Here is a 19,252-nt window from a genome sequence, read left to right on the forward strand (position 1 = left end):
CAAACGCAAAACCGCCCCCGGTTATGCGGAGGCGGTAATTGATTTATACTCGAACTGGTTGCGGGACCTGATTGCACAGAGACTTGCATAAAGACCGCGTCGAGAGGGCCGAAGCTAGTCTTTTGCGGAACAAGTACGATTATGGATCCTACGCTGGGAGACCTAAAGGCCCAACAACCTCAGACGATCCCGCCCGAGCCACCCTTGACCGCCGGACGTTCGGCGGCAACGCGGGCCCGGTAGCCGCTCGCACGATAGGTCGCGACAGGGTCGATCGCACCACCGGCCCGACGGCGCGCCTCGGCCAGGATCGGCTCGACATCGGTGCGATAGGCACGCTTCAGCGTCTCCGTTGCCATCAGCGCGTCATTGTCGGACTGGTAACCTTCGAGCGCAGCACGATCGACCAGAAGCGCCTGCGCATAGGCGCGGCGGATCTCGTTGGCGCTTGCAATCAGGCTCTCGATCGGGTCCGTCACATTGTGGCTCTGGTCGATCATATGCGCCGGGTGGAAGCCCTTCACGCCGCGATGCTCGGCATCGACAAGTTCGTTGAAGACGAGGAAGAGGCGGTAGGGCTCGACCGAACCGGCATCCAGATCGTCATCCCCATATTTCGAGTCGTTGAAGTGGAAGCCGCCAAGCTTGCCGAACTGGATGAGGCGCGCGACGATCATTTCAATGTTAGTGTTCGGCGCATGATGGCCGAGGTCGACGAGGCAATAGGCCTTCTCACCGAGCGTCTGGGCGATCAGATAGTTGGTGCCCCAGTCCTGCACGACCGTTGAATAGAAGGCCGGCTCGTACATCTTGTGCTCTGAGAACAGCCGCCAGTCATCCGGCAGCGCCTTGTAGATGTCCCGCATCGCATCGAGATACCGCTCGAACTGGCGGGTGAAATTGCTCTGCCCGGGGAAGTTGGAACCGTCGCCGATCCACACCGTCAGCGCCTTGGAGCCGAGTGCGGAACCGAGTTCGATGCATTCGATATTGTGCTCGACCGCCTGGCGACGGGTCGCTGCGTCCACATGGCTGAGCGAACCGAACTTGTAGGAATGCGCCTGATCGGCACCATCCGAGAAGGTGTTCGAGTTCATCGCGTCGAAGCCGAGCCCGAGCATACCGGCCTTGGCCTTCAACTCCTTCGGGGCGGCCTTGTCCCAAGGGATATGCAGCGAGACGGTTGGCGTTGCGCGGGTCAACTGCTGGATCACGCCGCAGTCGTCGAGCTTGTCGAAGATATGCCGCGGCTCCCCGAGACCGGGAAAGCGGGCAAAGCGCGTGCCGCCTGTGCCGACGCCCCAGGAGGGAACGGCAACGAAGAAGTCCGCCACCTTCGCCGTTATGGCCTCGATGTCGATCGACTGACGGGAAAGCCTGGCGCCCAGCGCCTCATAGTCGCTCTGATGGGCGCTCTGACGACGCTCGTTTTCTGCCGCGATGATATCTGCGGCGATCCGGGTCTCGGTCATTTGATCCTCCTTCGCGCATGAAGAACCGTGCTTCAGCGCATCTGTCGCATTTCAGGGGACATCATGCGAGGGGCGCAACCGCCCCTCTCCTCCACACCCCATTTCATCCAATCGCCCGAGAGAGCGGCTGACAGCCTCGCGGCGAAACCGCCACGAGGCTCTTGGGAGGTCAGCGGGTGAAACTCTGGGCGTTGCCGGCATCGACATTGATGATGTTGCCGGTCGATTTCGCGGAAAGGTCCGACGCCAGGAAGTAGATGGCTTCGGCAATGTCTTCCGGGAAGACATTCAGCTTCAGCATCGAGCGGTTGCGATAATGCTCCTCGAGATCAGTGACTTCGATCTTCGAGGAGGCCGCACGCTGCTCGCGCCACTCGCCGTTCCATATCTTCGAACCGCGCAGCACGGCATCGGGATTGACGGTGTTCACGCGGATGCCAGCTTCCGCACCTTCGAGCGCCAGGCACCGGGCGAGATGGATCTCGGCAGCTTTCGCCGTGCAATAGGCGGACGCATTCGGCGATGAGGCAAGCCCGTTCTTCGACGCAACGAAGACAACGTTGCCGCCAAGCTTCTGACGCCGGAACAGGCGGAAGGCCTCGCGGGAAACGAGGAAATAGCCGGTGGCGAGGATGCTGATATTCTTGTCCCACATGGCAAGCGTCGTGTCTTCGACCGGCGCCGACGAGGCGATCCCGGCATTCGACACGAGAATGTCCACGCCGCCAAATTCCACACAGGTTTCGGCGAACGCACGGATAACCGCATCCTCACGCGTCACGTCGAGCTGGACGGAACGGACCACGTCCGCACCATATCTCTTCGAGAAGTCGGCGACGGTCTGCTCCAGTGCCACAGCATCAATATCGGCCAGCACCACGCAGGCGCCTTCCGCCATCAGCCTGTCGGCGGTTGCCCGACCGATACCACCCGCGCCACCGGTGACGAAGGCAACGCGGCCGGCCAGGCTCTTCGGCTTCGGCATGCGCTGCAACTTTGCCTCTTCGAGCAGCCAGTATTCGATGTCGAAAGCTTCCTGCTCCCCCAGACCCTGATACTCGGAAACCGTCGAGGCCCCGCGCATGACGTTGATAGCGTTGACGTAGAATTCACCGGCAATGCGGGCCGTCGCTTTGTCCTTGGCAAAGGACAGCATACCCACGCCCGGAACCAGAAAGATCACCGGGTTCGGATCGCGGATCGCAGGCGAATTATCGTGTTTGCAGGTATCGTAGTAGCGGGTGTAGTCGGCGCGATAGGCTTCGAGCGCCTTGTCCAGACCGGCAAGAACCGCATCGACATCCGGCTTTGCCGGATCGAAATCGACGATCAGCGGTCGGATCTTGGTGCGCAGGAAATGGTCGGGGCAAGAGGTACCAAGGCTGCCCAGCGGCTGCAGGTTCTTCGAATTGACGAATTCGAGCACGGCATCCTGGTCGTCGAAATGGCCGAGCTTGCGCTCCGCCCTGCCGATGCGGCCGCGGATCTCGGGCATCAGGCGCGCGGCAATCGCACGACGCTCTTCTGCCGGCAGGCTCTGCGATACCGCGCCGCCGAAGATCGTCTTGCCTTCCGTCTCCTTGGCAAACCACGCGATCGCCTTGTTGATGATCTCGAGCGTCAGCAGGTAGCAATCCTTGGCGTCGTTTGCCCAGGTGAACAAGCCATGGCTTTCGAGCACGACGCCCTTGGCGGTCGGATTGGCCCTCACGAAGGCTTCAAGATCAAGGCCGAGCTGGAAACCGGGACGGCGCCAGGGCAGCCAGCCGATCTCCGAGCCGAAGATCTCTTCAGTCAATTCCTTCGAATTCTTCGAGGCCGCAATCGCGATGATCGCGTCCGGATGCATGTGATCGACATGCGTGAACGGCACGAAACCATGCAGCGGCGTATCGATCGAGGCCGCGCGCGGATTGAGGTTGAAGGTGCAATGCGGCAGGAAGCCGACCATGCGGTCTTCGTCATGCACACCCTTGTAGATGCCCTTCAGGGCTTCGAGCTTCTCCTGATAGAGTGTCGCAAAGCCATCGAGCTTGATCGTTCCGACGTCACCGCCTGAGCCCTTGACCCAGAGCACCTTGACCTTCTCACCGGTCAGCGGATCGATCTCCATCACCTTGGCGGAGGTGTTGCCGCCACCATAATTGGTGATGCGCTTGTCGGCGCCCAAGAGATTGGAACGATAAAGAAGCTTGCCGGGCTCATCCAGCTTTGCCGCGTGGGCATCATCCCAACGGTTTTCGAGAAGGCGGGTGTGGCCCGTCATGACATCCTCCCTGCAATGGTTTTGATGAGCGGTCGGTGACGGCTCATCTCCTTCTTGTTCGCAGGTATCGCGCAGCCATCCTGCGATTGTCAATCAGTTTCGATCATTTCTTTTCATTGTGCGATGCAATATAATTATTTTTGATCGTTTCTGATTGACAGCGTAAAAACATTACGAATAAATCACCGTCAGGAGGAACCCATGCACGAACGCGAACGCCATCGCATTATTCTGAGCGCGATCCAGGAAAAGCCTGTGATCACGGTGCAGGATATTGCCGAGCTGACCGAGGCTTCAGAAGCCACGATCCGCCGGGATATCGCCTCTCTTCACGTGCAGGGAAAGCTGAGGCGCGTCCGTGGTGGCGCCGAGGCAGTCCACCCTCCGCAGCTCGGAAATCTTGCCGCTCGCCCCTTCCGCGTGTCCGAATCGGTCAACATCGATAAGAAACGCGCAATTGCGCGCGCAGCGGTCGATCTCTGCGAAGAAGGTGATTCGATCATCATCAACGGTGGCACCACCACCTTCCAGATGGTGCATTTCATGTCGGCCCGGCGCCTGCAGGTGATGACAAACTCTTTCGCCATTGCCGAGCACCTGGTGAAGCACTCGAAATGCACGGTTTCGGTTCCCGGCGGCGCGATCTATCGCGACCAGAGCCTCATCCTGTCGCCTTTCGACAATGATGCGATCCGCAATTTCTACGCCCGCCGCATTTTCATCGGCGCGCAGGGCATCAATGCACTCGGTGTGATGGAGTCTGACGCACTCGTCATCCAGAGCGAACAGAAGCTGGTGCGCCAGGCCGAAGAGCTGATTGTCATGGTGGACTCCAGCAAGTTCGCCAAGCGTTCAAGCCTGATCCTGTGCGCGCTCGACAAGGTGTCAACGATCATCACCGATGACGGAATTTCCGACGAGGCGGCCGCCATGGTCACCGACGCCGGCGTGAAGCTCATTTCCGTGAAGCCGATGGCTTCGTCGGCAAGGGAGGATACCTCTTCGGTCGCCTAGAGGAGGCGCCGGGAGGGAGAGGTAAGCAGCTCATCAACCTGGGAGGATAATATGAAACTGACAAAAATGTTGCTGGCCGGTGCAGCGATTGCACTCGCAGCCATGGGCTCGGCCGCACAGGCCGCCGACATGAAGATCGCGCTCGTGGTCAAGTCGCTCGGCATCGGCTTCTTTGAAGCTGCCAACAAGGGCGCGCAGGAAGCAGCCAAGGAACTCGGCGGCGTGGAAGTGATTTACACCGGCCCGACCTCGACCACAGCCGAAGGCCAGATCGAAGTCATCAACTCGCTGATCGCTCAGGGCGTCGATGCCATCGCAATCTCGGCAAACGATCCGGATGCAGTTGTCCCGGCCCTCAAGAAGGCCATGGACCGCGGCATCAAGGTCATCTCCTGGGATTCGGGCGTAGCGCCCGAAGGCCGTATCATGCACTTGAACCCGTCGTCCAACGCGCTGATCGGCAAGATGTGCCTGCAGCTCGCCGCCAACCATCTCGAAGGTGGCAAGGGTGACTTCGCGATCCTGTCCGCCACCACCACCTCGACCAACCAGAACATCTGGATCGAGGAAATGAAGGCACAGCTGAAGGACTTCCCCGGCCTCAATCTCGCGACCACCGTTTATGGTGACGACCTCGCCGACAAGAGCTACCGAGAAGCCAATGGTCTCCTGACTTCGCAGCCGAACGTCAAGGTCATCGTTGCCCCGACGACCGTCGGCGTTCTCGCAGCGTCCCAGGCTGTCAAGGATGCCGGCAAGATCGGCCAAGTCTACGTAACCGGCCTTGGCCTCCCCTCCGAAATGGCGGGCGCCATCAAGTCCGGAGCAACGAAGGAATTCGCCATCTGGAACCCGATCGACCTCGGCTACTCGGCAACCCAGATCGCCTATCGCATCGTCAAGGGCGAAACCGATGCCGCTCCAGGTTCGGAAATCGAAGCCGGCCGCATGGGCAAGATCAAGGTTGGCGACAACGGCGAAGCCGCGATGGCCGATCCCTTTGTCTACAACGCCTCGAACATCGAGGAATTCTCCAAGATCTTCTGATCTCGGCGAACCAGACCCGGCGGCCAAAGCCGCCGGGATTTTCCTTCAGTCGGTAAGTAAGATGATGACCGTTCAATCTGCCAAGCTTGCGGCGGGCGCGATCCCGGCTGGCGAGCCTATTCTCGAAATGCGGGGCATTTCCCAGATCTTCCCGGGCGTCAAAGCTCTGGATCAGGTGAATATTGCCCTCTATCCGGGCAAGGTGACCGCGCTGATCGGCGAGAACGGCGCCGGCAAGTCGACGCTCGTCAAAATTCTGACCGGCATCTATCGCCCAAACGAAGGTGAGATCCTGATCAACGGCAAGCCGACCACATTTGCCAATGCCCAGGAAGCCATTGATGCAGGCGTCACCGCCATCCACCAGGAAACCGTGCTGTTCGACGAACTCACCGTTGGCGAAAACATCTTTCTCGGCCACGCGCCGCGTACCCGCTTCGGGCTGATCGACTGGCGCACCATCAATGAGCGGTCCCGGGAACTGATGAAGGCGCTGGAAAGCGACATCGACCCGACTACCAAGCTCAAGGACTTCTCGATCGCCCAGCGCCATCTGGTCGCGATCGCCCGCGCACTCTCCGTCGATGCCCGCATCGTCATCATGGACGAACCGACAGCCGCCTTGTCGCGCAAGGAGATCGACGATCTCTTCCGCATCGTCGAGGGCCTGAAGCGCCAGGGCAAAGCCATCCTTTTCATCAGCCACAAGTTCGATGAACTCTACGAGATCGCGGACAACTACGCCGTCTTCCGGGATGGCCGCATGGTCGGCTCCGGCGTTCTCAAGGACACGCCCCAGGACGAGATCGTCCGCATGATGGTCGGACGCGACGTGCACGATGTCTTCCCGAAGACCGAGGCCGTGATCGGTGCACCGGTCCTCAGTGTCGTGGGCTACAGCCACGAAACCGAATTCCGCGATATCAGCTTCACCTTGCGCAAGGGCGAGATCCTCGGCGTCTACGGCCTGATCGGTGCCGGCCGCTCGGAACTCTGCCAGTCGATCTTCGGTATTAACAGGCCGAAATCCGGCAGGCTTGAACTCGAAGGTCGCGATATCACGATCCGCAACACCTCCGATGCGATCACGGCCGGCATCGTCTATGTGCCCGAGGAACGTGGTCGCCATGGTCTGGCGCTGGAACTGCCGATCTACCAGAACATGTCGCTGCCCTCGCTGATCCGCACCTCGGTGGCAGGCTTCCTGAAGGCGACAAACGAATTGAAGCTTGCGCGCCGCTTTGCCGAACGGCTCGACCTGCGCGCGGCGGCCCTCTCGGTGCCCGTCGGCACGCTCTCGGGCGGCAACCAGCAGAAGGTCGTGATCGGCAAGTGGCTCGCCACCTCGCCCAAGGTCATCATTCTCGACGAACCGACCAAGGGCATCGACATCGGTTCCAAGGCCGCCGTCCACGCCTTCATCTCGGAACTCGCAAGCGAAGGCCTTTCGATCATCATGATCTCGTCCGAACTGCCCGAAATCCTCGGCATGTCGGATCGCGTCATGGTCATGCGCGAGGGCCTGCAGGCCGGCATCTTCGAGCGCGAAGGCCTGACCGCAGAGACGCTAGTGCGCGCCGCCACCGGCAATGCGTGAGGAATGACAATGCAGAACCTTTTGAAAAACCGGGAAATGCTGCTTAGTCTGATCATCATCGGCATGATCCTCGGCTTCACCACCCGCGCGCCCAATTTCGCCAACCCGGACAATCTGGTCACGATCTTCAACGACACCTCGATCCTGATCATCCTGGCACTCGGCCAGATGGTCGTGATCCTGACCAAGTCGATCGACCTCTCGGTGGCCGCCAATCTGGCTTTCACGGGCATGGCGGTTGCCATGCTCGACAGCGCCTATCCGGGCCTGCCGCTGGCACTCCTCGTGCTCATTGCGATCGGCATTGGGGCCGCCCTTGGCGCGATCAACGGCTTCCTCGTCTGGGCTCTGCAGATCCCACCGATCGTCGTTACGCTCGGCACGCTGACCATCTATCGCGGCATGAGCTTCGTGCTCTCGGGCGGCGCCTGGGTCAATGCCCACCAGATGCAGCCGGACTTCCTCGGCGTACCGCGCCTGCCGGTGCTGGGGCTGCCGATCCTCTCCTGGGTCGCGATCGCGGTCATCCTGCTCGTCGGCTTCATTCTCGCCCGCACCGCCTTCGGTCGCTCGACCTATGCCGCCGGCGGCAATCCGGTCGCGGCCATCTATGCCGGCATTGATGTCGGTCGCGCCCGCTTCCTGGCCTTCGTGCTCTCCGGGGCGCTTGCCGGCCTCTCCGGTTACCTCTGGGTCTCGCGTTATGCGGTCGCCTATGTCGATATCGCCGCCGGCTTCGAACTCGATAGCGTCGCGGCCTGCGTCATCGGCGGCATCTCGATTGCAGGTGGCATCGGCACCGTGATCGGCACGGTCTTGGGCGCACTCTTCCTCGGGGTCATCAAGAATGCGCTCCCCGTCATCGGCATCTCGCCCTTCGCGCAGATGGCGATCTCGGGCATCGTCATCGTGCTCGCCGTTGTCTTCAACGCCCGCGCCGAAGCCAAAAAGGGCCGCATCATCCTGCGTGACCGCGCAGCCGGAAAGGAGGCGACCGCATGAGCACTGCAACCGAACACACCAAGCGCGTCATTCCCGACCGGCTCGAAACACCGTTTCGCCGACTGCTCGGCAGCTGGGAAGTCCTGCTCTTCTGCGTGGCGGTGCTGATCTTCATCGCCAATTCGCTGGCCTCGCCCTACTTCCTGAATGCCTGGAACCTGTCGGACGCCACCTTCAACTTCACCGAAAAGGCGCTGATCGCCTTTGCCATGGCGCTTCTGATCATTGCCGGAGAGATCGACCTCTCGGTTGCCGCGATCATTGCGCTCGCCTCGACGGCCATGGGCTATGCCGCACAGCTCGGCGTCGGTGCGCCCGGTCTGGTCGCGATCGGGATCACCACCGGCCTTGCCTGCGGCGCCTTCAACGGATTGCTCGTTGCCGGCCTAAAGCTGCCCTCGATCGTCGTGACGATCGGCACGATGAGCCTTTTCCGCGGCATCTCCTATGTCATGCTCGGCGACCAGGCCTTCGGTAAATATCCGTCGGAATTCGCCTATTTCGGACAGGGCTATGTCTTCTGGGTCTTCTCCTTCGAGTTCGTCCTCTTCCTGGTGATGGCCGTCATTTTCGCCATCCTCCTGCACCGGACAAATTTCGGCCGCCATGTCTATGTCATCGGCAACAACCCGCATGCCGCACGTTTCTCCGGTATCCCGGTCGAGCGGGTCAAATTCATCCTTTTCCTGCTGACCGGCCTGATGAGCGGTATCGCCGCCGTCTGCCTGACCTCGCGCCTCGGCTCGACCCGTCCCTCGATCGCTCAAGGCTGGGAGCTTGAAGTCGTCACCATGGTCGTGCTCGGCGGCGTCTCCATCCTCGGCGGTTCGGGCACAATCGTCGGCGTCGTCATCGCCGCCTTCGTCATGGGCCTCGTCACCTTCGGCCTTGGCCTGCTCAACGTGCCGGGGATCGTTATGTCGATCTTCATCGGCCTGCTCTTGATCATCACCATTGCCCTGCCGATCGTCGCCCGCCGGATCAAGCATGCGAGGAACGCACAATGAGCGAGACCGAACGCCACGTCTTCAAGATGAAGCTCAATCCCGGCATGGAAGCCGAATACAGGAAGCGGCATGACGAGATCTGGCCTGATCTCGTCGACCTCCTGCATGATGCCGGCATCAACGACTACACGATCCATCTCGATCCCGAGACAAACCTTTTGATCGGCGTTCTCACGCGCACCAAGACGCACAAGATGGCCGACTTGCCCTCTCACCCGGTGATGAAGCGCTGGTGGGCCCATATGGCGGATATCATGGCCACCAACCCCGACAATTCACCCTGGGCCGTCGATCTGAAACCCGTCTTCTACATGCCATGAGCCAGTCCTTCGAACGCATCGCCGTCATCGATATCGGCAAGACCAATGCCAAGGTGGTGCTGGTCGACGCCGCGACGGGCCAGGAGATAGCCGTCCACAAGACGGCAAACGCGGTACTGTCAGGCCCTCCCTACCCGCATTTCGACACGGAACGGCTTTGGGCCTTCATCCTGCAGTCATTGTCGAAATTTGCGCAGGAACCAGGTTTCGATGCCCTCTCCATCACCACCCATGGAGCAAGCGCTGCCCTGCTGGATGCAACGGGAGCGCTCGCACTGCCGGTGCTGGACTACGAGCATCAGTATCCGGCTGCCGTGAACACCGCCTACGACGATTTGCGGCCCGCCTTTTCTGAAACCTTCTCGCCAAGGCTCACCGGCGGGCTCAATGTCGGTGCCCAACTTCACTATCAGCGCACCTGCTTTCACGCAGACTTCTCTCGTGTGAGGACCATCGTCACCTATCCGCAATACTGGGCCCTGCGCCTGACGGGCGTGGCCGCCAACGAAAAGACATCGCTCGGTTGCCATACAGACCTCTGGCTCCCCTTCGACGACAGGTTTTCGCCGCTCGTCGACACGCTCGGCCTCACGGACAAGATGGCGCCGATCCACTCGGCTTTTGAGGTTCTCGGCGAGATCCGCACAGACATCGGCCGCCAGATCGGACTGCCGAAACCTGTTCCCGTCTATTGCGGCATTCATGACTCGAACGCTTCACTGCTGCCACATCTCGTCGATCGGACCGAGCCTTGCACCGTCGTTTCCACCGGCACATGGGTCATCTGCTTTGCGCCAGGCGGGCAACCCTCAGGGCTCGATCCGGCCCGCGACACGCTGGCCAACGTCGACGCCTTCGGCACCCCCGTGCCGTCAGCCCGCTACATGGGCGGACGCGAATGGGAGATGACGACCGCGGAAGTCTCCTCAGTGGCCCCAGAGGCAGAATGGAGCGCACTCGACGCAGTTCTTGCCAGGAAGAGCATGCTGCTGCCCGGTACGGTGAAGGGCACCGGCCCCTTCCCGATGGCACAAGGCAACTGGACCGCCGAGCCGGCCGATGCCGCTGAGCGTCGAGCAGCAGCCGGCCTCTACCAGGCCCTGATGACAGCGACGTGCCTGGAGATGATCGGCTCCAGGGGAGAGATCATCGTCGAGGGACCCTTCGCGACAAATCAGATCTTCCTCGCCGGTATCCGCAGCCTGACCAACCGTACCGTCCTGGCCTCTGCATCGCAGACCGGAACCGCCCTTGGTGCTGCGATCCTCGCGGGACTGCGGCCTGAACATTCCCTGTATCGGGTCGGGCGAACAATTCCCGGCCTCAGTGAGTACGCCGAAGCATGGCGAGACCAGATTGCTCTGACCTATTCCCATGATTGACCGCTTTTGTAAGCATGGCCAGTTCATGCTTGGTCCTTTGGACTGGTTGCAAACTCTCACGCTACCGGTCTGCGGCCGAGTCTTTGTCCAGTCTTGGGTTCCCTCAAGCGCCCTTAGGTTGCTGCAATCGGTGCGTTAGCGGGTGTTGCGGTGCGACCATAAGATCACACCGAAGAGCGAGAGCCGGGACGGGCAATGCCCCGTGGCCATGGATACTGGCCCACCACCTCTGCCTGGCGGTCTCCCGGAAACGGCCATTTCCTGATACCACGATCCATGGGAGCGCGGCCAGTCACCGGTCTTGCAAGGATCCCCTGGCGGCTGCGGGCCAGGACCATCTTGTCCAAGGCGAGATCTGGAACTGCATGCCCCAACCCGAGCCTTCTCCGTCTCCTCCTCCTGCAGGCGCTAACCTGATCGCCCTTCAGACAACCGTCATCGGCTTACTAGCCGCAGTTCAATAAGGTTTGCTTTCGGGCCAACACCATCGGCTCCATTGGCAACTATATCAACCAACCCGGGTCTTCTGAACTACAAGAATCGGTATTCCTTGCCGCTCATCGGTGAGGCGTGGATCACTTCCCCCGATGCAATTTCGAAATCACCGGGCACGCGGGCCACCATCTGCTTGAGCGTGGGGTGGTCGAGGTAAACAACGGTATCCGCGCCCAATCGTTCGATGTGGCGGACCCGCCCCTGCCATTTGCCCTCACTTTTCGACAGGATGAGGTGCTCAGGGCGAATGCCGTAGGTGGCACACCCTTCGGCAGCGGCAACCTCGCCATCGTAGAGGTTCATCTTCGGTGACCCGATGAACCCAGCGACGAAAGGGCTGACTGGGTTGTTGTAGAGGTCCATCGGGGAGCCAACCTGCTCGATCCGTCCCCCATTCAGAACGACGATCTTGTCGGCCATGGTCATCGCCTCGACCTGGTCGTGGGTCACGTAGATCATGGTGGCACCGAGATTGGCATGCAGGTCGGTCAGTTCCATGCGCATCTGTGAGCGAAGCGCTGCATCGAGGTTGGAGAGCGGCTCGTCGAACAGGAAGACCTGGGGATTACGGATGATCGCACGCCCTATCGCGACGCGCTGGCGCTGCCCGCCGGACAGAGCCTTCGGCTTGCGATCGAGGAGATGGGTGAGTTGCAGGCTTTCCGCCGTCTTCTCGACCTTTTCGGCAATCTCGCTCTTCGGACGGCCAGCGAGCGACAGGCCGAAGCCGATGTTCTCGCGCACCGTCAGGTGCGGATAGAGCGCATAGGACTGGAAGACCATGGCAATCCCGCGCTTCGACGGCTCGGCGTGGGTTACGTCCTCGCCATCGATGAGGATCTGGCCAGAGCTTGACGTTTCAAGCCCTGAAATCATCCGGAGAAGAGTGGACTTGCCGCAGCCGGAGGGACCGACGAAGACGCAGAACTCGCCCTTCTGGACGGTCAGATCGATGCCCTTGATGACCTCCAGGCTGCCGAAGCTCTTGCGGATGTCCTTGAGAACGACACTGGTCATGCGGCTATCCTTTGACGGCACCGGCGGTCATGCCGGCCACGATCTGTCGGTTGAAGAAGATGTAGACGATAAGCGGTGGTATGGTGACGAGCAGGATGTTCATGAAGAGCAGATTGAACTGCGTCTGGAACTGACCCTGGAAGTTATAGAGCGTGAGCTGCACCGTCACGTTCTCGCGGCCCGGCAGATAGTAGAGCGGGTTTGTGAAGTCGTTGAAGATGGTGATCGACTGCACGACGATGACGGTCACCGTCACCGGCTTCAGGAGCGGCAGGATCACACGGAAAAAGATCTGCAAGGGCGTTGCGCCGTCGATCAGCGCCGCCTCATCGAGATCGCGAGGGATCGTCGCGATGAAGCTGCGGAACAGCAGCACCGAGAAGGCGAGACCATAGGCGACCTGGATAAAGATCATGCCGGTGATGGTCTTGAAGAGACCGATGGTCTGCAGCACCCAGATTGTCGGCACCACTGCCGGCGGGATCATCAGACCGGCCAGCACGAAGCCGTAGATTACCTTGTTCCAGCGTGAAGGGCGGCGCTGCAGGACATAGCCGACCATGGCGCCGAAGAGCACGAGCAGTGTCACCGCAAAGACCGTGATGACGGTCGAATTGAAATAGGCGAGCAGCAGGAGGTAGTTGCGAGTCTGTAGAACCTGCAGGAAGTTTTCCCAGAGCTGCCACTCCGTGGGCAAGGAGAAGACCAGCCGCGAGGCGTCCTGCCTTGTCTTCGCAGCGGTCAGGAAAATGAAGATGAAGGGCAGGATGAAGATCACCGACGCAAGCGCCAGCGAGACGATCCCGGTATAGAGCTGGCGACGGGTCACAGGTCCACCTCACGACGATTGAACCAGGCAGTCAGCGGCAGGATGATCAGCCCGATCAGCAGGAAGAGGATGACATTGCCGGCGGTGGATAGGCCATAGAAACCAGCCTGATACTGCTTGTAGATGACGCTTGCGAGCACATCCGACGAGAAGCCCGGGCCGCCCCGGGTCATGGCCCAGATCAGATCGAAGCTGCGAAGGCCGCCGATCAGAGACAGCGTCACCACGGTCACGGTTGCCGGGCGCACCAGAGGCACCGTAACCCGAAAGAACATCTGTGTGCGGGTAGCGCCGTCGATCCGGGCCGCCTCGTAGTAGTCCTGGCTGATCGTTGCGAGACCGGCAATATAGATCAGCGTCGCAAGACCGACCCCTTTCCAGAGATCGACAAGGATGACCGAGTAGAGCGCCAGCGAAGGATCGGTCAACCAGCCGGGACCTGGAAGCCCCACGGCACTCAGCGCCACATTAATCATCCCGTTCGTCGGATGCATCAGAACCGCAAATGTGATCCCGATGCCGATGGTCGACACGAGGACGGGAAAGAAGACGACGGTTCTCAGAAATCCCTGAGCCCATATTCCCGATGTCAAAAGCACGGCGAGCAGCAAACCAAGGACGGATTTGGTGGCCGACGTCGCGATCGCATAGATGAGCGTGTTCACCGTGCCCTGAATCAGGAAAGGCTCACGCAGGAATTGCCGGTAGTTCTCCAAGCCGATGAACTCGGCCGAGAACAGGTCCCACCGCGTCAGACTGAACCAGAACGACGCGAATGTCGGCGCCAGGAACAGCACCGAAAACACGATGGCAGCCGGCAGCACGAACCAGTAGGGATAGGGGGATTTCTGCGTCACCATGTCTCTTCTCCGATGCAGACCCCGCCCGGACCTGGGAGACCGGACGGGGTTCGACTGGCGGGAGGTTACCAGTTCGGCAGGCCGAGTTGCTTGGCCTGCTTTTCGACATCCTGATCATAAAGGGCTGCCGCTTCAGCAGCGGACCGAATTCCAGATCCGACTTCCACGGTGATCTGTTCCAAAGCCGGGCCCTTGACCGGTGACAGGAATTCGAGCGCGGGAGCCGTGCCGCCCTCAGCTTCGAAGTAGGGCAGCATGTCCTTCACCGCCTGCGAAACATCTGCGGGAAGCTGGCAGTCCTTGATCAGATAGGGCCCCGAGGGAACGGCCTTCGCCATCAGTTCGCAGGCTTCCTTGGAGGCAACCCAATCGAGGAATTTCTTTGCTTCTTCGCCATTCTCGGCGCTGGACGGGCTGTACAGCGCAGATGGCATCCAGACCGTCAGACCATTCTTTGCGGCATCATCGCCCGGCTGTGCGAAGAAACCGAGATCAGCCAGATTGTCCGGATAGTTTTGTGCGACATTGCCGATACCGAAGGTCAGCATCGGATAATGGGCCGCCTCCCCCGTCGCCACCATACGCATGCCGTCATCGAACTTGGCGGCTCCAAAATCGGCGTTGAACAATCCGGCTTTGCCGGTCTGCTCGAGGCGCTCGAAACCCTTGGCCGCCGCGGGTGTCGTTGCGAATTTTGCCTTGTTCTCGGTGAAGTCCTTGGCAAAACTCGGGGCTGCCGCGTTGACGTTGTAGTAGTCGGCCAGCACGAAGAGCTGGGATGTCCAGGTGTCGCCATAGGTCTGAGCGATACCGACCTTGCCGGCCGCCTTGACCTTTTCGCTGTTGGCGATGAAGTCTGCCCAGGTCTTCGGTACCTGCAACCCAAGTTCAGCGTAGATCTTCCTGTTGTAGAAGATCCCGCCGCCCATGGCCGGACCGAAAGGCACACCACGCACGGTGCCATCGGCGGCACTGACCACGGGTTTGAAGCTGTCGGAGATATTGCCGGCATTCGGCATATCGGAGAGATCTGCCAGTGTCTGCTCCGGCTTCAGCGCCTGGAACAGCGAGCCGGAGTTATACTGGAAGATGTCGGCCATCTCACCGGTCGCAAGACGTGTCTTGACGATGTTGTCTCCCTCCGCCCCACCCGCACGATTTTCGATGTCAAAGCTGACGTCCGGACGTTTCTCGCTATAGGCCTTGGTCAGCACATCAAGGAAGGTGACAGTTTCCTGGTTTGTGTCAGCGAGGATCGTCAGCGTTACGTCTGCATGCGCAGCGCTTGCCAGAAGGCTGGCGAATGACGCTGCAAGTATGGTTCCTGCTTTCATTCTCATGGTCGTTTCCTCCTCTATAGACCACTTAAACTCATGCCGTGTCCGGCCCTCAGGGGCAGCGGATCAGATCCGGAAGGTGATGGTGTTTTTGCCGGGCATCAGCCTGCTCTCCGCGCCAGACGTGACGGCCGCACCGTTGACAGTGAGATTCATCCGCCCGTTCGCTGCGGTGATCGATGCTCCAACTCCCTCTGGCAGAACGATGTTGTAAGTCACCAGATCGCCCTCCAATGTCCATTCCGCTTCGAGGCGACCCTGGCTCAGGTCGTGCCAGGCTTTAACAGGCGAGAGCGAAGGCAGGATCGCCGGATCAAGCGTCAGATGCGTGAAGCCGGCCCCCTCAGGTGTCAGCTTCAGGCCAGCCACATCCTCGAACAACCACTGGCAGACGGCGCCATATGCATAGTGGTTGTAGCTGTTCATGTCCGGATCGTAGATCGAGCCATCCTCGGCGATCGCGTCCCAACGCTCCCAGATCGACGTTGCGCCACGCTCGACCTGATACAGCCAGCCCGGCACCTTTCGGTTCAGGAATATCTTTTCGGCAAGATCGAGCATGCCGAGGCGCGTGAGTGCCGGCAGCAGCGCGGGCGTGCCGATAAAGCCCGTACCGATGACGCCATCGGTTTCCTCGACCACGCGGCGGAAATAGGCCTTGCCTGCCTCTCTGTAGTCATCCGGGACGAGATCATAGAGGAAGGCCAGCGCCCAGGATGTCTGGTCGTTGTGCGCGATCCGACCGGAGGGCGAAAAGAACTCGGTTCGGAAAGCGGCGCGGATTTCCTTGACACGCTCATCGAGCCGGCGCGCTTCGTGATCGCGGCCGAGAATGCGGGCGATGCGCGCGGTCAACTGCGTCGAGATGAAATGGTACAGTGTGGCCGCACAATCGTCGGCGACGGTCGGCCTTGGCTTCCTGTTGTCACCGACGGGCTGCAACCAGTCGCCAAAGGTGAAACCATGGTCTCCCCATACCGCTGGCGGATGAATGATCGGACCATCCGAAATACCCCAGAGATAGTCGAGCCATTTGATCATGGCCGGAAAGCACTCCGTCAGCACCTCCCGATTGCCGTAATGCAGGTAGAGCTGCCAGGGGATGATGACGATGGCATCGCCCCAACCGGTCGAGCCGGCCCAGTCGCCGCGCGCATCGATCGGATGCAGTCGCGTCGGATCCGGCGAGAAGTGCGGAACCGCACCATTGTCCCGCTGGTCATGCATCACGTCGCGCAGATATTTGATCAGGAAGCGTTCGCTGTCCGCAAGCCAGCAGGCGGTGCCAGCAAAGACCTGCGCATCGCCCGTCCAGCCGAGGCGCTCATCGCGCTGCGGGCAGTCCGTCGGGATCTCGATGAAGTTCGAACGCTGTGACCAGATGGTGTTTTCGACGAGCCGGTTGACTGCGGCAACACCCGTCGTAATGCCACCAGTGGCGACGGGCACCGAGCTGATCGGTACCATCTCGATGGAAAGGAGGCTGACGTCTCCCTCAAGCGTTACCCGGGCATAGCGAAAACCCATGAAGGTGAAGAGCGGCGCATAGGTTTCCTCGCCCTCGCCGGACAGGATGTAGCGCAGCTCGGCACGAGCACTTCGGTAGTTGCGGTTGTCGAAGACCTTGTCCGGTCCAAGGATCTCGGAGTGCTCGACGCGGACCGACGCGCCCGGCTTTCCACTGACGCGGAGCCGAATGTACGCGCCGGCATTCTGGCCGAAATCATAGAGCCGTCGGCCTTCGGCATCCTGCCACTGATCGATCGGCGCGAGCGGTGCGAGTTCCTTCACCGCATCCGCTTCATGTGGCACAAGCAGGCCCTTGTCGAAATCGAGCAGGTCAATGCCGGCTTCCGCGCTAGGCTGTATGCGAGCATCATAATCTTCGCCGAAATAGATACCGTTGCGCGTCACCGGGGATAGACCGCTCTTCCAGCTCGCATCGGTGACCAGCAGCGCTGCGCCGTCGGCCTCGATTTCGGCGATGGCCGCAACGCGGTCACCCCAGCAATTGAAGATAGGATTGGAGGCCCAGAGCAACTGGCTGCGATACCAGCCATCGCCAAGCCAGATCTCGATTCTGTTTTCACCGACCTGCAGAAGCTGTGACACCTCATAGGCCTGATAGGCGATCCGGTCGTCATAGCAGGTCCAGCCGGGTGTCAGCAGGTCCTCACCGACGCGCTTGCCATTGATGAAGGCGCGGTAGAGACCGAGCGCCGAAATCCTCAAAATGACCTCTCCTGGCACGCGATCAAGCTGCCAGGCCTTCGACACGAAACTCCCTGCGCCGCCCTGCCCGGCATCCTTTGCGGGAGCGATCATCTTTGCCGCAGAGAACAGTCGGCCAGAGACGCTCCGATTGGCCAGCGAAAGCGAAGATCTACCCATCGGTGCGCCTCTCCCTCCGACCGCTGACGTCCAATTTCGTCGCTGCCGGCGTTTTTGTGTATCGTTCTATGTATATCATTCTACAACTTTGTTTGCCGCGCAAGCGCTTTTTGCATATAGTAGACGCGAGGATGATGTGCAGACGGGATTACCCATGGAAAAACAGAAGCTTGGCCTGCCGACGGATCGCGTGACGATCCGCCATGTCGCCGAGCATGCGGGCGTCTCGGTGGCTGCCGTGTCGAAGGTCATGCGCAACGCCTATGGAGTTTCGGAGGCGCTGCGGACCAAGGTCGAGCATTCGATCGAATTGCTGAAGTACCGTCCCTCCACGGCAGCACGTGCCATGCGTGGCCGCACCTTTACGGTTGGCATCCTCGTTCGAGAACTGACCAACCCGTTTATTCCGGCGCTGCTTGAGGGTATCGACGCGGGCCTCGCTGAGGCGAACTACAAGGCGATGGTGGGCGTCGGCCGCGCAGCCTCCCAGCTTGAAACGTCGATGATCGAGTCCATGATCGACACCAAGATGGACGGCCTGGTCCTGATCGCACCGCAGATCTCAGGGGCCGTTATTGTGGACTATGCCAAACAAATCCCGATTGTCGTTCTTGGGCATCACGATCCACTGGCCCGGCTTTACGATACCGTCAACTCGGACGATTTTCGTGGTGCTGAAATGGCTGTTGAGGCGCTGGCAGCCAGCGGTCATGAGGATATCGCTATGCTGAGCTACGATCGGAGCCAAGACCCCACCTCCGTCGTGTCAGTCGCTCGCGAAGCGGGGTACCAATGTGCCATGAAGCGTCTGGGCCTTGAGCGCCGGACCCGCATTTTTAGACTGTCTCATCGTCCGGGAAGCCGCGAGCAGGAGCTGCAAGATCTAACTACCCGGAAGGATAGACCGCGCGCGATATTCGTTTGGTCGGATCTGGACGCCTTACCCCTTATGGCGGCTTGCCATCAGGCAGGGGTCGACGTTCCACACGAACTTGCCATTATGGGCTATGATGATTGCGAGACCGGACACCTACCCTTTGTCGGTCTGTCCAGCTTGAACCAAAACCCGCAAGCTCAGGGGCTACACGCAAGCCAGTTGCTGCTTAGCCGGATCGAGGGACGAGAAGAAGCGCAGCACGTCCTCGTTCCTCCAATGGTCGTGCTCCGCAGTAGCGGGTAATCTGCAGTTATCAGGCGAAACGTCAGCGTGAATGCG

15 protein-coding genes are annotated in these 19,252 nt (G+C 60.4%); 8 read left to right on the top strand and 7 right to left on the bottom strand.

Going from position 1 to position 19,252, the window contains the following annotated elements; translation table 11 throughout:
• Positions 1–179 precede the first annotated feature (179 nt).
• Together rhaI and H6M51_RS22070 are read right to left on the bottom strand one after the other, a co-directional pair.
• On the bottom strand, positions 180–1,472 hold the full coding sequence (rhaI, locus tag H6M51_RS22065; RefSeq protein ID WP_185811967.1) for an L-rhamnose catabolism isomerase: 1,293 nt from the start codon (positions 1,470–1,472) through the stop codon (positions 180–182).
• A 169-nt stretch (positions 1,473–1,641) separates the two neighbouring features.
• On the bottom strand, positions 1,642–3,738 hold the full coding sequence (locus H6M51_RS22070; protein WP_185811968.1) for a bifunctional rhamnulose-1-phosphate aldolase/short-chain dehydrogenase: 2,097 nt from the start codon (positions 3,736–3,738) through the stop codon (positions 1,642–1,644).
• Positions 3,739–3,939: 201 nt separating this feature from the next.
• Here H6M51_RS22070 and H6M51_RS22075 point away from each other — a divergent pair, with 201 nt between their 5' ends.
• The 7 genes from H6M51_RS22075 to H6M51_RS22105 all read left to right on the top strand — a co-directional run bounded on the left by H6M51_RS22075 (position 3,940) and on the right by H6M51_RS22105 (position 11,107).
• Positions 3,940–4,752, top strand: a complete 813-nt coding sequence (locus tag H6M51_RS22075; RefSeq protein WP_185811969.1) for a DeoR/GlpR family DNA-binding transcription regulator — start codon at positions 3,940–3,942, stop codon at positions 4,750–4,752.
• Between the two features lie 51 nt (positions 4,753–4,803).
• Positions 4,804–5,799, top strand: coding sequence for a rhamnose ABC transporter substrate-binding protein (gene rhaS / locus H6M51_RS22080; RefSeq protein WP_185811970.1), 996 nt, complete (start codon positions 4,804–4,806; stop codon positions 5,797–5,799).
• 61 nt (positions 5,800–5,860) lie between these two features.
• Positions 5,861–7,396 carry a sugar ABC transporter ATP-binding protein gene (locus tag H6M51_RS22085; protein WP_185811971.1) on the top strand — a complete coding sequence of 512 codons (1,536 nt, stop codon included), beginning with the start codon at positions 5,861–5,863 and terminating at the stop codon, positions 7,394–7,396.
• Positions 7,397–7,405: 9 nt separating this feature from the next.
• Positions 7,406–8,398, top strand: coding sequence for an ABC transporter permease (locus tag H6M51_RS22090; protein WP_185811972.1), 993 nt, complete (start codon positions 7,406–7,408; stop codon positions 8,396–8,398).
• Positions 8,395–9,405, top strand: coding sequence for an ABC transporter permease (locus H6M51_RS22095; RefSeq protein WP_185811973.1), 1,011 nt, complete (start codon positions 8,395–8,397; stop codon positions 9,403–9,405). The genes H6M51_RS22090 and H6M51_RS22095 overlap by 4 nt, the downstream gene beginning before the upstream one ends.
• Positions 9,402–9,725, top strand: a complete 324-nt coding sequence (rhaM, locus tag H6M51_RS22100) for an L-rhamnose mutarotase (protein WP_185811974.1) — start codon at positions 9,402–9,404, stop codon at positions 9,723–9,725. Before H6M51_RS22095 ends, rhaM begins: the two co-directional genes overlap by 4 nt.
• Positions 9,722–11,107, top strand: a complete 1,386-nt coding sequence (locus H6M51_RS22105; protein WP_185811975.1) for an FGGY-family carbohydrate kinase — start codon at positions 9,722–9,724, stop codon at positions 11,105–11,107. Before rhaM ends, H6M51_RS22105 begins: the two co-directional genes overlap by 4 nt.
• A 531-nt stretch (positions 11,108–11,638) precedes the next feature.
• Here H6M51_RS22105 and H6M51_RS22110 read toward each other — a convergent pair.
• From H6M51_RS22110 to H6M51_RS22130, 5 genes are all read right to left on the bottom strand, one after another.
• Positions 11,639–12,619 carry an ABC transporter ATP-binding protein gene (locus tag H6M51_RS22110; protein ID WP_185811976.1) on the bottom strand — a complete coding sequence of 327 codons (981 nt, stop codon included), beginning with the start codon at positions 12,617–12,619 and terminating at the stop codon, positions 11,639–11,641.
• Between the two features lie 4 nt (positions 12,620–12,623).
• Positions 12,624–13,448: a carbohydrate ABC transporter permease gene (locus H6M51_RS22115; protein WP_185811977.1), complete on the bottom strand. Its 825-nt coding sequence runs from the start codon at positions 13,446–13,448 to the stop codon at positions 12,624–12,626.
• Positions 13,445–14,308 (bottom strand): carbohydrate ABC transporter permease, encoded by an 864-nt coding sequence (locus tag H6M51_RS22120; protein ID WP_185811978.1) that lies wholly within the window; start codon positions 14,306–14,308, stop codon positions 13,445–13,447. The genes H6M51_RS22115 and H6M51_RS22120 overlap by 4 nt, the downstream gene beginning before the upstream one ends.
• A 65-nt stretch (positions 14,309–14,373) precedes the next feature.
• Entirely contained in the window at positions 14,374–15,648 is a 1,275-nt protein-coding gene (locus H6M51_RS22125) for an ABC transporter substrate-binding protein (RefSeq protein ID WP_185811979.1), read from the bottom strand.
• 63 nt (positions 15,649–15,711) lie between these two features.
• Positions 15,712–18,036 (bottom strand): alpha-L-rhamnosidase, encoded by a 2,325-nt coding sequence (locus H6M51_RS22130; protein ID WP_246780638.1) that lies wholly within the window; start codon positions 18,034–18,036, stop codon positions 15,712–15,714.
• Positions 18,037–18,190: 154 nt separating this feature from the next.
• On the opposite strand from H6M51_RS22130, the gene H6M51_RS22135 reads away from it, so the two are divergent.
• Complete coding sequence (locus H6M51_RS22135; RefSeq protein WP_185811980.1) at positions 18,191–19,216, top strand: LacI family DNA-binding transcriptional regulator; 1,026 nt, start codon at positions 18,191–18,193, stop codon at positions 19,214–19,216.
• Positions 19,217–19,252: the final 36 nt, after the last annotated feature.

Origin of the sequence: Rhizobium sp. AQ_MP (assembly GCF_014237835.1) — a bacterium.
GTDB lineage: Bacteria > Pseudomonadota > Alphaproteobacteria > Rhizobiales > Rhizobiaceae > Allorhizobium.